The 12,928-nt window shown below is 35.1% G+C and carries 9 protein-coding genes; 3 read left to right on the top strand and 6 right to left on the bottom strand.

What is annotated here, in order from left to right; all coding sequences use genetic code 11:
• Position 1: 1 nt before the first annotated feature.
• From BQ7474_RS08665 to BQ7474_RS08675, 3 genes are read left to right on the top strand one after another with little or no spacing between them, the layout of a single operon-like run.
• Positions 2–799, top strand: coding sequence for a Cof-type HAD-IIB family hydrolase (locus tag BQ7474_RS08665; protein ID WP_073998456.1), 798 nt, complete (start codon positions 2–4; stop codon positions 797–799).
• 21 nt (positions 800–820) lie between these two features.
• Positions 821–1,783, top strand: a complete 963-nt coding sequence (locus BQ7474_RS08670) for an alpha/beta hydrolase (RefSeq protein WP_073998457.1) — start codon at positions 821–823, stop codon at positions 1,781–1,783.
• Positions 1,780–2,718 (top strand): alpha/beta hydrolase, encoded by a 939-nt coding sequence (locus BQ7474_RS08675; RefSeq protein ID WP_073998458.1) that lies wholly within the window; start codon positions 1,780–1,782, stop codon positions 2,716–2,718. Before BQ7474_RS08670 ends, BQ7474_RS08675 begins: the two co-directional genes overlap by 4 nt.
• An 84-nt stretch (positions 2,719–2,802) precedes the next feature.
• Here the strand turns inward: BQ7474_RS08675 and BQ7474_RS10775 are convergent, their stop codons facing one another.
• From BQ7474_RS10775 to BQ7474_RS08690, 6 genes are all read right to left on the bottom strand, one after another.
• Positions 2,803–3,624: a reverse transcriptase domain-containing protein gene (locus tag BQ7474_RS10775; protein ID WP_328585408.1), complete on the bottom strand. Its 822-nt coding sequence runs from the start codon at positions 3,622–3,624 to the stop codon at positions 2,803–2,805.
• Positions 3,525–4,058, bottom strand: a complete 534-nt coding sequence (locus BQ7474_RS10780; protein ID WP_218188985.1) for a reverse transcriptase domain-containing protein — start codon at positions 4,056–4,058, stop codon at positions 3,525–3,527. Before BQ7474_RS10780 ends, BQ7474_RS10775 begins: the two co-directional genes overlap by 100 nt.
• Positions 4,015–4,194, bottom strand: a complete 180-nt coding sequence (locus BQ7474_RS10550; protein ID WP_073997991.1) for a hypothetical protein — start codon at positions 4,192–4,194, stop codon at positions 4,015–4,017. The genes BQ7474_RS10780 and BQ7474_RS10550 overlap by 44 nt, the downstream gene beginning before the upstream one ends.
• Positions 4,191–4,343, bottom strand: coding sequence for a hypothetical protein (locus BQ7474_RS10645; RefSeq protein WP_159429550.1), 153 nt, complete (start codon positions 4,341–4,343; stop codon positions 4,191–4,193). The genes BQ7474_RS10550 and BQ7474_RS10645 overlap by 4 nt, the downstream gene beginning before the upstream one ends.
• 275 nt (positions 4,344–4,618) lie before the next feature.
• Positions 4,619–9,088, bottom strand: a complete 4,470-nt coding sequence (locus tag BQ7474_RS08685) for a glycoside hydrolase family 2 TIM barrel-domain containing protein (protein WP_073998459.1) — start codon at positions 9,086–9,088, stop codon at positions 4,619–4,621.
• A 93-nt stretch (positions 9,089–9,181) separates the two neighbouring features.
• Positions 9,182–12,829 (bottom strand): glycoside hydrolase family 84 protein, encoded by a 3,648-nt coding sequence (locus tag BQ7474_RS08690; RefSeq protein WP_073998460.1) that lies wholly within the window; start codon positions 12,827–12,829, stop codon positions 9,182–9,184.
• Between the last annotated feature and the right edge of the window lie 99 nt (positions 12,830–12,928).

Below are 12,928 nucleotides of genomic sequence, written 5' to 3' on the forward strand. Positions count from 1 at the left end.
TATGAAGCTCATTGGAGTTGATGTCGATGGAACGTTATTAAATAGCGAAAATAAAATTACCCCAAGGACACGCCAAGCCCTTATAAGAGCAGGCAAAATGGGCCATAAGATTGTCATAGTTTCGGGTAGGCCAACAAGTGCTGTCAAAGACCTTGCAAAAGAGCTTGAATTTGACAAGTTTAACGGCCTGCTAGCAAACTATAATGGTGGATCAATAACAGATTTCTCTAGTGGCAAAGTTTTGGCAAATCATAATTTAGAAAGAAATTTGGCCCTAGAAATCCTAGACCAAAGTCGAGATATGGATATTGATATCATAATACCATATGAAGATATGATATTATCTGACAAAGACCATAAATTTCTTCAAGCAGAAAGCAAACTACTAGGACTTGAAGCAAAAATAGTAAGTGATATAAGAGATAAACTAGATTTTGATCCAAACAAAATCCTCTTTGCAGCAGAAATTGCTAAACTTGAAGAAAACATACCATTTCTAAAAGAAAATTTTGGGAATGTAACAAGTCAAGTAAGAAGTCATAGAAATTATTACGAGATAATGCCAAAAGGTCTTTCAAAAGGCAATAGCCTACTTGAAATAGCAGAACTTTATAATATTGATCAAGCTGACATCATAGCCTTTGGCGATGAAATGAACGACTTCACCATGATAGAAGTAGCAGGAGTTGGAGTAGCCATGGCCAATGCTGTTGATGAAATAAAAGAAATAGCTGATTATGTAACCCTTTCAAACGATGAAGATGGCATAGGGGACTATCTAGAAAAATATGTCCTATAGCTAGTTATCGAGGTGATATAATTGTACACTTTAAAAATAGCATCTCTTATAATAATCCTTCTAGCAATTCTTGTCATGGCAAGCCACTTTGCCCATCTCATCACTTGGATCAACAAGATCTTGGGCAATATGGATTACAATCCAGACATAAAAGAAAATGCAAACGAACACGCTGGGGAAAATCACTTTGCTAATAGAGATAAGGTATTTGCAATAGTCAACCACTACGCAGATATAATGAATGAAGTTACTATAAAATCTTTTGATGGGACCAGGCTATCTGGGTCCTATCTTTTTAGTGCAAATAGCAATTTTTGGGTCATCCTAATCCATGGTTATACAGCCAAAAACATAACTATGTTTACCATAGCAGATAGATATTACAAAAATGGATATTCAATACTTGCACCAGACTTGAGAGGCCATGGCAAAAGTTCCGGCATCTTTACTACATATGGTATAAAGGAAAGTAAGGATATAATCTACTGGATAGATTGGATAAGAAAGAAAAATCCAGACGCAAAAATTGTTATCCAAGGCGAATCCATGGGAGCTAGCACTGCCATGTATGTGGCAGGGGAAAATCCTACAAATGTTATAACTTGCATCGAAGATTGTGGCTACACAACATACTACGGTATGTACGAACACCAGGTCCACAAAAGATTAAGATTCTTATATAAGCCTGCTGCTCTAATAGCAAACTTATTCATAAAAGCTCTCATAGGAGCAGACCTCTTCAAATCAACTGAAGATGCTATGAGAAAAACAAAAATCCCAACACTCTTCATCAACGGAGGAAAAGACGACATAGTACCAGTATCTATGTGTCAAAAACTCTACCAGGCTCATAGGGGGCCAAAGGAAATTTACATAGCAGAAGGCTCAGACCATGCAGAATGCAAACTCTATGACGAGGAGATTTACTACAAGAAAATCTTTGACTTCATAGAATCCACTAAAGAACATAGAGATATGATATGATAGCAAAAATAATACTTATTTTCTTAATTATAATTTTAATAGCTTTAATAATAGGGGCAAATCATTTAGTAAACAAAGCCTGTCTTAGGAAATATTATCTGAACGATGACCCCATCAAGATAAATAAAGAAGAAAATTTGGAAGCTAAACAAGAGATAAATAGAAATAAGGCAAAACTTGTAGAACTAGAAGATTACTATTTTGATACAATGAGAGATTGCTCGATAAAAAGCTTTGATAATCTAAAACTTTTCGGCAAGTACCTGATAAATAACAAGAGTAATAACTGGGTCATACTAGTCCACGGGTACACAGCAAATGCCAAAACCATGCTAAGTCTAGCTGATAAATACTACAAAAACGGCTTTTCTATACTTGCCCATGACCAAAGAGCTCACGGCCAAAGCGAAGGAACTTATACAACATTTGGCATCAAAGAAAAAGAAGATATAAAGGCTTGGATGGACTGGATCAAGGATATTAACCATGATGCAAAAATTATAGTTCACGGAGAATCAATGGGAGCTGCAAGCACTATGTTTCTAGCAGCTGATAACCCAGAAAATCTACTAGCTTTCATAGAAGATTGTGGCTACACAAGTTTTTATGACATGCAAATCGACCAACTAAAAGGCGACCTGGGATTTTTAGTATATCCCATTACTTTTATAGCCAATATAATAGGAAAAATAAGATTTTCCAGTGATTTTCATAAGTCCAACATAGACTCAATGAAAAACACAAAAATTCCCGGCCTATTTATCCATGGCCAAGCCGACAGACTAGTCCCTGTCCAAGTGTGCTATAAAGTCTACAAAAATCACCCAGGCAAAAAATCCCTATACACCCCAAAACTAGCCGACCACGCCGAATGTAAGTTTTATGATCAAGATGAATACTTTGGGAAAATATTTGAGTTTTTGGAAGAATTATAAACAATAAATCGAGTAGGAGATAGATGATTAATTCATCTACCGTCCTCTCACACCACCGTACGTACGGTTCCGTATACGGCGGTTCTACAGTTTAATATGAACTTTATTGTAATAGCTGACTAGGGATATATAGCCCCTTTCAGCTATTCTTTTGTTGTTAAGAGCTCTGTTTAGTACTGGACTTTTGGCTATTCTCCAATAGGATTTACGTGTATTTGCCCATTGCCAGGCTTGAAATTTTGCTGTTCCTAATTTTACTAAGTTTGTAAATTTGGTTTTGATTTTTTTCCAGCTTTTCCATGCACACATTCTTATTCTTCTTCTTAACCACTCGTCTAGGTTTTGAAGATGGTTTCTCATATTTGCCAATTTGAAATATTGTATCCATCCTCTTATGATTTGGTTGATTTTTATTCTTCTTTGCTTATAGCCTAGTGCATTACTTCTGTTTGTTACTTCTTTTAGTTTTGTCTTCAGTTTCTTTAGGCTTTCTTTGTGTACTTTTAGTTGGGTTCCGTTGTTATGGTAAAATCCATACCCTAGATATTTTGTTTGGCTTAATTTTCTTATTGATGTCTTTTCCTCATTTACTTTAAGTTTTAATTTTCCTTCTAACAGCTTTTTGACTATTTTGTGGTATCTTTCGGCTGCTTTTCTATTTCTTGCAAATATTAGCATGTCGTCTGCATATCTTACAAATTTGTATCCCCATTTTTCAAGTTCTTGGTCAGCTTCGTTTAGGTAGATGTTTGCTAGTAATGGACTTAAGGGTCCACCTTGTGCTACTCCTTTGTCTGATTTTACTTTTATCCATCTATCATTATTCCTGATTTTAGATATTTGTGTATTAGGGATATTACGTCTCCATCTTTTATTTCTTCTGATAGGATTTGTATGAGTTTGGATTGGTTTACTGTTTCGAAGTATTTTTCTAGGTCTAAGTCTACTACCCAGGTGTTTCCTTCTTCTGCTATTTCTTTTATCCTTTTTAGGGCATCATGCGCGCTTCTATTTGGTCTAAATCCATAGCTGTTTTCTGAGAATTTCTTTTCATAGATTGGGCTTAATTTTTGTGCTATTGCTTGTTGTATTACCCTATCTGTTGTTGTGGGTATGCCTAGATTTCGTTTCTTTCCATTTGATTTTGGTATTTGTACCCTTTTTACTGGTTTGGGTTTGTATTTCCTTGCTCTTATTTGTCCTAGTATTTTCTCTTTGTTTTCTTTTAGATATTCTAGAAGTTCTTCTGTTGTTATTCCATCTATTCCTGCTGTACCTTTATTTGATTTTACTCTCTTAAAGGCTTCGTTTAGGTTGTTTCGATGGAGTATTTTTTTCAATTAGTTCATTTTTGGTATTTTCTTTTGAGTTAATCTTTTCATGACTGTGTCCAGCTAATTTATTTTCACTTGCCGAGCTATCTTTGATTAGTCTGGTTGATTTTCTACAGTCTTTGTCATGATTAGTTTCTTTCATAAATTTATACTTCCTGTAGTTCTGTCCTTCCTAGTTTTTACTAGTACTATGACTTCTGCTGACTTCTCACTATTCGTTGTTACTACTGTTTCGCTAGTGAGACCTCCTCGGGTAAGGGCATGTTCTTTCCTCTCATATATCTGCCACATTTACATTTACGTATTCCGTGTAGTTATTGGACTTTGGCTTGTAATGCAGTCTTATCCTACGTACCTGCCTTATGTAGTTTCTGTTCGTCAGACCAAGAGTTTGCCTAGGGCTTCCTTCAGATTCCACCTCACGATGGACACCCTTGCCTTTGGCTATGTGTTTCCCACTACCGGGCACACTTAGGACTTTCACCTGTTAGAATATGCTCATGCCGAGCGCACATTAAAAATCCCAAGATCTCAAAACGATCTTGGGATTTTATATTTCGAGGTAATCATACTTTAAAATATTTCCTCAAAAGCTTTTTGTATGCATTATCAATTTCTTCTTGAATTTTTGCATCTTCTATAACTTTTTTAGCTTCTTTTACATCGTCAGCTAATTTTTCTTTTAACTTGCTATTTTTTTCTATATTATTTATTAATTTTTCAAGTTTACTAATGTTTAGTTTATTTTTCTTTGTTTCTAGCTTAGTCGATGCATCTTTTAGGTTAGATATTGCATTTTCTACTTGATTCTTGCTTGGAGAATTGTCTCTTAAAACATTTTCTGCTTCTGTTATAGCATTGCTGTAGTTTTTCACAGATTCTTCTGTGTAGTTAACAGTATTCAATTTTGAAAAAATTTCCTTGTTGGTTTTTACTAGGGTCTCAAGATTGCCCTTGTCAACAACTCCATCTTTTCTTAAGCTAAAGACAGCTCTAGCTAAGTTAGTTTTTGCTCCGTTTACTTCTTTTTGGCTTGCGTTTTGATTATTAATGACTTTTTTTGCTTCATCTATTGCATTTTTAAGTTTTCCTTTGGAGTCTTTTGTATAGCCGTTCATTCTCAAGTATTTATTAGCCTGATTAATAGACTTTTCTAAGCTACTTTTGTCCACCGGATCAATTTTTATGGTAAATGTTCTCCTATTTTGTCCATTCTCGGATTCTAGGATTATTACTTTGGTCAATTGATCGACATCTACTAAAGTATATGAAGCATTTTCTTTGGTTTTGATTTCTATGTCAGGGCTTTTGCTATGGCTTAGATACTCATCTGCATTCATTTCTTCTTTTGTCAGTTCGTAGTCATCTATTATTAGGCTTTCAAATTCTGTTGACTCATAGCTTTCTTTGCTTGAGGATGCCTGTCTGATTTCAAGTTCTGATACGGCCATTGGATTTTCATCATTTCTTAGGCCGATTTTTATAAATGTAGCTTGAGTAGGATTAAAAGTTAGGTTGTATTTTAATATGCCATCGCTTTGTTCGCTAATTTCTGTTTTTGCATTTACTTCCTTATAGGAGTCTTTGGCTCCCGTTTCTGACATATATACGCCAAGTTTTTCAGCTCCTTTATATTGACTATTTTGGGCAAAGTATAGGTCTATTTGACCAATTACTTGTTGTGTCGCGTATTCAAATATCAAATTTGCATCCTTTTTGCCAGATTCGAAATTTTTGATATTGGTCCATACATTTTCATCAGTTGGAGCTTTGATATCTATTTTACCGTCTACTAAGGCTTCTAATTTTCCTGAGTTTTTATCTTCTTCTAGGTCATGGGTCATTCTTATAGTATCTTTGGCAATATTTGCTCCTAATTTGACGGTTGGATCTGTGATTCTTATACTTGATGTTAGGTTGTAAGTTTTGCCAAAAATATTCGCTTTGCCTTTTTTTATAAGAATTCCAGGTCTTGAAACTTCTTCTTGCGTAATATCTTCCCATTGTACATTAAAAGCTTGGTCTATTATTTGTCCCTTATTATTAATGGCAAGTCTACTTTTTGCCAAATCTGGTATTACTCCAACTAAGCTTGATGTTGAATGATTTAATAGGGCAGATATTTCTTCAACTACTGTCAGTTTTACAGATATTTCGTCATTGTATTCTGTTAACCCTTTAATTTCATAAGAAGCAGGTCTATCAAAGACACTAGGGTCTATCTCTTGCCAATTAACCTTAGCTGAAACTTCACTACCATCTGCCATTATCGCAGGTATTGTTTCTGGTAAGTTTAATGAGCTACCTTGTTTTACCATGTAGTTCTTGGATAAATTGTAGTAAACTACACCTTGATAATCACTATCGTCATCACTAGCTTGTGAATTTATTGTTATGGTTTTGCTTATATCCCCACTAGATGCCGTAATATTAATTGGGCCTTGATCATGGGTGGATTTTACTATTGCCACTAACCTACCAGCTAAGGCATTTCTATTGCCAGAATCATAAGGTTGATGGTCTGCTTGGTGTCCATTATCTAGTCCCATAAGAATTCCATTGCCATCAACATTTACACTTACATTGTCATTTGCAGTAGGAACTATGTTTCCCTTATCATCTATTAGGTCAATTGTTATATAGGATAAGTCATTGTTGTCAGCTTTGATTGTTTCTCTATCAGCACTTAAATTTATATTTGTAAATTCTCCTGTTGTTTCCACCTTGTTTCTTCCAACAGTATCACTTACAATTTCATCGCCTCTGTAGCCAACGGCTTCTAGCAAGCCATCTTCGTAATCCAAATTAAATTCTCCGTATAGGGCTTTGAAATCGTCCTTTCCATCTACTGTTTTATAGGTAAATCCACCAGGGGTATGTTTTTCTACAAATTCTTGCCTACCTATTAGCCTTTTCTCTCCATTTTCTGGTGTGAAATATAATTCCACTTTGTCTAAATTTGTATAAACTACTATAGGTACATTTTTATCCCCTGATACTGCATCCTTATTCCAAGCTGGAAGAATGTGCAATGTGTCTACCTTGTCATTCCATTGAGATTGGTAGAAATAGTAGGAATCTTTAGCAAGCCCTGCTGTATCGATTATTCCAAAGTATGATGATTTTGATGATGGCCAACTTCCTTGAGCTCCAGGTGTTATTCCATTCCATGGGGTTGGTTCTCCTAGGTAGTCAAAACCAGTCCATACAGCTTCGCCCATGACAAAGTCACGTGTAATAACGTCATACCAAGCTTCTGCTGCTAACGCTCCCCAACCAACTCTAGAATTGTCATATGATGTTAGAAGCTTATCAGAAGGAGTTTCAGGAGAGTAATTAAATGAACCAGTCCTTGTATAAACACCTCTGGAGTTTACTGATGATGCTGTTTCTGAGCCAAATAAGGTCCAGTTTGGATAGCTGCTGTGGATAGTATCATATCTATTTCCACCAGCATAATTTAGACCAACAATACCACCTGCATCTGTTATAATATTTGCCTGGTCGACAATATCTCCTGCTAATCCATCCTTTAATTGATTGTCGCCCATTGTTACAAAACGTGTAGGATCAACTTCTTTTGCCCACTTTACTAAATTTTGCATTATGGCTGGATATTCACTACGACGAATTCTTGCTGTTCCTTCTATGACTTCATTACCCATGGAGTACATCACTACTGATGGGCTGTTCATATCACGAGCAACCATGGCCTTGATGTCGTATTCTGCCCAAGTCATATCTGGCTTTGTCGCAAGCATTTCATTTTCACCTATTTGATTTTCAAAATACTTAGAATAATCATTTTTATTAAGGTTTTTTGCCATAACCCAACCATCGAAGGCTTCATCTATCAACAACATTCCATGCTTATTAGCTATATCAATGAGCTCTTTACTTGCTGGGTTGTGGGTTACTCTTATGAGATTTACGCCCATATCTTTTAAAATTTCTACCTGACGTTCAATAGCCCTATAATATTGTCTAGCTCCTAAGGCACCTTGGTCATGGTGCATACATACACCCTTGAGCTTTATATTTTCACCATTTAAGAAAAAACCTCTGTCTTTTGAAGTTTCTATCCATCTAAATCCATAGTCAGTATCCACAAGATCTACATCTTCACCATTTTCTATGATTTTACTTTCGATTTTGTATAAATTTGGATTGTCAACATCCCAAAGTTTAATATTTGAAGCGATCAAACCTTGCTCATCTTCTATAGAAGATTTTGCCGAAATTTTTATGGATTCCTTAGTACTTTCTCCTACTACATTTCCATCAGTATCTAAAAGCCTATGTTCTAAAGTAACTACTCTTTCATGATCAGATTGGTTTTCTAATTTTGTCTTTATATCCATAGTCACATTGCCAGCATACTCGTCAGCAAGCTTAGGTGTTTCTATTTTTATACCATTATGGCCAATATGGAGGTCATTAGTCGTAACTAATGTTACAGTTCTTGATATTCCTGAACCAGAATACCATCTACTTGTAGGAATGTCGTTATCTACGCGGACAGCTATTATATTTTCCCCTTGCTTTAAGTAAGGAGTCAAATCATAGGAAAAGGGTGTATATCCATATGGATGATCACCTAGTTTATGGCCGTTGATATAGGTTGTTGAGTTCATATAAACAGCATCAAAATTTATGAAGTATCTTTTTGCTTCTTCTAGACTAGGAATATTAAAACTCTTCCTGTACCATCCAATGCCCCCTGGCTTGTAGCCTGATTCTGCCTCTGCCGATGTACTATAATCTTGGATTAATGAATAATCGTGTGGAAGGTCGACATTGGTCCAACTAGCATCGTTGAAGTTAACATTTTGTGCATTTAATTGCTCGCCTAGTGCAAATTTCCAGTTATCGTTAAAGTTTTGTTCTCTTTTGCCTGAATAATCTGATACATAGTATTTTTCTACATCAGATATGATTACGTTTTCATTTTTTGCAAATACTGGTCTAGCAAAGCCTGGTGCTAATAAGCCTAAACTTGTAAGTATTGCAAGTAGTTTTACGCTTGTTTTTTTCATAAAATCCTCATAAAATATTTTATCAACTAATTTAAAATTATTTTAGATAAATAGGCCAAGTGAGCTTAGGAAAGTTCACAATGGCCTATATTTTTACCTTAAATTAACCAACGCTTTTAACAATTTGCTATATGCACTGTTTACTTGCATTTGAGTTGACTGGTCGTTATTATTAATCTTTTCAGCATTAGCTAAAGCTTTTTCAAAATTCGTCCATTTTCTTTGGTCATATTTTGTTTTTTCAAACTTTTTGGCTCTTCTTATTAGCGATTGAAGTTTAGATTTATCAACTTTTGCCTTTAATACTAGGCTAGAAGTCGCATTTCTTAGTTTGCTTGTAGCCTCATTCACTTCTACTTGCGATACTTTTTCATTTTTATAAACACTTTCAGCATTTATCAATGACTCTTTAAATGGAACAACACTTGCACTTGTGTATTCTTCCACCTTTATGGCCCTTGCTATATTTAGAGCTTTTTCTAGGACTTTCTTATCAGTTTTGGAATTGTTGTCTTTAACAAGTCTAAAGCCAGCAGATACTAGCTTTGTATTAGCCTTGTTGATTTCTTCTTTGCTAGCTTTTCTATTAGCAAGAACAGCTTTTGCTTCTGATATTGCTTTTTCTAAGTTATCCTTAGAAGTCTTGGTGTAGGTTCCAGCATTAAGTCTATTTTCAGCATATTTTATATTTGCTCTTAATTTATTTTTGAATGCTGCATTTAATTCTTGGCCCCAAAGCTCTAGTTCAGTTACGGCAAGGGATTTGTTTTCTTGTGGAAGCATAACCACTCTTATTGCTCTAGTTTCAACTTCATCAAATGAAATATCATTGGCTTTTGATGTATCAAATGCTTGACCTTTAAGATTTTTAACATCTTCCCAGTTTTCTTCTTTGTTGAATGGATGGTCCACTTGTTTATATAAGTGAGCATTATCTGTAATTGGAGGAACTTCATCTGCTTTGTAATATTGAACTCTTATTTTTGCTGGTTTTTTGGTTCCATTATCTTCAAAGAAGTGAAGACTTAGACCTGATATCTTGTATTTGTCTTCTTTACTATCTCCAAATAAGATACCTATATATTGGTTGCCTTCTATAGGAGTTCTTTGCCAAGTGGTCCATCTATTGGTTCCATTTGATTCTGGATAGTCAATAATACCATCATTTAATGATGAAACTCTATCATTTGATTCTGGCGGATTATTTGTAAATGATGCGAAGGCAAGTGGATAATCACTTCCATCGTCTGTTTTACTTACTATGTTGTTTGATTTTTTGTCTATATTTGCAGCTTCTTTTAGTTCATGGTATTTGTAATCATCTTTTTGATCTTCAATCCAATCTCCAAGAGTTTCTACCATAAAGTCTGTAACTTGCACCCAGTAAGGTCCTTCAGTTAAAGATCTGACTGCTACATATCTAGCCTTGATATCGTCGTCTTTAAAGTTGAATTCTGTTGTAAGTTTAGGAGTGTTTTGAACAATAGGATCTTTATAGCGTGTCCAATTTACCTTATCATTTGAATATACTATCTCATATTTCTTGAAGTAATCGGACTTGCTTGATCCTCCCATTACAAGTCTAAACCTACCTAGTGGATATTCATGCTTAAGGTCTAAACCTACATAATCTCCCGCCTTGTACTTATCCCCTGGTGTTTGCCACCATACAAAGGTTGAATCATTCTTATCAATCATTTTATCTGGGGTGTATTGTTGATAAGCTGAGTAGTTACTTGTAATTATATTTGAAGCATTTATATTTCTGTTTTTAAATGGTCCTTCTGTTGCATCTGGATCATAGGCAACATCATTTAAGTAATTCATCATCTTTTCTACGTTTGGACGAATCCTTTTAGAACCTGTTTTAGTTGGGTATTCTGTTCCTCTAGAGTTGAAAGTATGGGAGTTTGCTTTCTTCCAAAGGTCATTTACTTCTTTATTTTTAGCAATAACATCCTTGCTTTGACCTTCATTTTTATAGGCTATTATAGTATCTATAGCTGCTATTGCAGTATTGGCAGTGTCCTTCATTGAGTCAAGATATGCGTCTAGCTCTTCTACTACTTCTTTATGGCTTGCATTTTGCCTATAAGCATCGACATTATCAGCAATTTTTTGATATTCTGCCTTTAATTCTTGACCACTTGTTTGAATTTGATCGATATCTTTGCTTTCCATAACCTTTTGGAAGGCATCTATATATGGTTTTAATTCCTCAGATTCTTTTAGATAATAGCCAACTTCTTCGGAAGATTGGTTGTGGCGAGCAAATTCTTTAAGCTCCTTATATGCTGTGGGTTCTACATATTTAAATGAATCTTCCCATGTTTGGTCTGCATCAAAGTCCTGGATATTCCAACCGTAGTTAGCCAAGGTAAATATAGAATGTTGGGATAGGTGGGCATGTTCCATAGGGTTTGTCACTGCACCAACTATATTATCAACATCATTGTTTAACATCTCCGCATGGGATAGGTAGACTCTTCTATAACCACGGCCATTGTCTATATCATTTACTGACCAGTTTAGCCAAAATAGTGGGTCACGTCTTACCTGACCTGGATTTGTTTGCCTTGTTTTAAAGGTATCAACATCTCTTTTATTGATAGTAGACATTGTTGATGATCCAGTAAAGAAAAACTGAACATTATCTGGGAAATTTTGGTCATAGGCATTTAGCTCATAGGCATTCCAGTTCCATGATAGGGTGTAGGAAGTTGGGCAGAAAAGAAGGTCGTATACATCACCCTTTGATATAGCCCAATCAGATAGACTTTTCATAACATCTATTACAACCTGGTAAGCTTCGCTACGGCTGGAAGCTATGTTGTTTAAGTTAATATCATCTGCCAAGACTCCAAATTGGCGCACACCTGCACCATATAATTGCTCAAATTTTTCAATAAGTATTTCTGTGTCTTGGTCGATTGTTTTTCTTGTTATAGGGTTATTCATAAAAGGGTGGATCATCCAAACAAATCTGTTTTTGTTTTCGTTACCAGCTTTAGATACTCTTGCTATTTCTTGCAATTGATCTTCTGGGTATAAGTCTCTCCATTGTTTGTTGTGGTAAGGATCATCTTTTGGTGCAAATACAAAAATGTTATCCTTAAATTGTCCACCAAATTCCAAGTTAGCTATTCTATCATTCCAGGACCAAGGATTGCCATAATATCCTTCTATGACTCCTCTATACTTTGTAGAAGCGTAGTCATTTATAGCTAGGTTTCTAACATTTTTATTTGCCTGACGCAAAATCAAATCAAGGGTTTCAAGACCATAAAATGAAGCGTCCGTATCTTTACCAACTATGGCTATGGTATTATCTTTTACCAATAGACTATAGGCATCAAATTTGTCAAATATATCAGCACTAGCTGCATTTTCCTTTATAAATTGATCTGCTTTATCATCGCTTCCCTTTATCCCAACTAATATGTCAGGATTTTCTGTATCTTCTAAATTATAAGTAATATCATTATTAGACAATACCTTGTTAGCTTTGGCAATTGTATAATCATCTAGGCCCTCAGCTAATAATAAGTCTGCCCCATTAGCTAAATTAACACTCCCACTAGTATAGGAAATGTTTTTAACAATTGGATATATTTCATACTGGCTAGATTCTTCATTAGATAGGTCGCTTGCATATGCATTGCTAGTAGCTTTTGATAGTGGAATCGCTACTAAAGATGTCAGCAAAATACCTGTGCATATCTTTTTAATAATTTTATTCATATTTCCCTCCATTTTATCCTTTATATGTGGAGTATTTGTTCGACAAATTTCTTATTTTTCAAAATTTTAAGAAATAAAGCTCCTTTTAAATTAATAGAT

Origin of the sequence: Anaerococcus urinomassiliensis, assembly GCF_900128425.1 — a bacterium.
Lineage (GTDB): Bacteria > Bacillota > Clostridia > Tissierellales > Peptoniphilaceae > Anaerococcus > Anaerococcus urinomassiliensis.

Coding starts and splice junctions, on each gene's coding strand:
- BQ7474_RS10645 (WP_159429550.1), bottom strand. CDS start 4,343: ATGTGGCAGATATATGAGAGGAAAGAACATGCCCTTACCCGAGGAGGT.
- BQ7474_RS08675 (WP_073998458.1), top strand. CDS start 1,780: ATGATAGCAAAAATAATACTTATTTTCTTAATTATAATTTTAATAGCT.
- BQ7474_RS08690 (WP_073998460.1), bottom strand. CDS start 12,829: ATGAATAAAATTATTAAAAAGATATGCACAGGTATTTTGCTGACATCT.
- BQ7474_RS08685 (WP_073998459.1), bottom strand. CDS start 9,088: ATGAAAAAAACAAGCGTAAAACTACTTGCAATACTTACAAGTTTAGGC.
- BQ7474_RS08665 (WP_073998456.1), top strand. CDS start 2: ATGAAGCTCATTGGAGTTGATGTCGATGGAACGTTATTAAATAGCGAA.
- BQ7474_RS10550 (WP_073997991.1), bottom strand. CDS start 4,194: ATGAAAGAAACTAATCATGACAAAGACTGTAGAAAATCAACCAGACTA.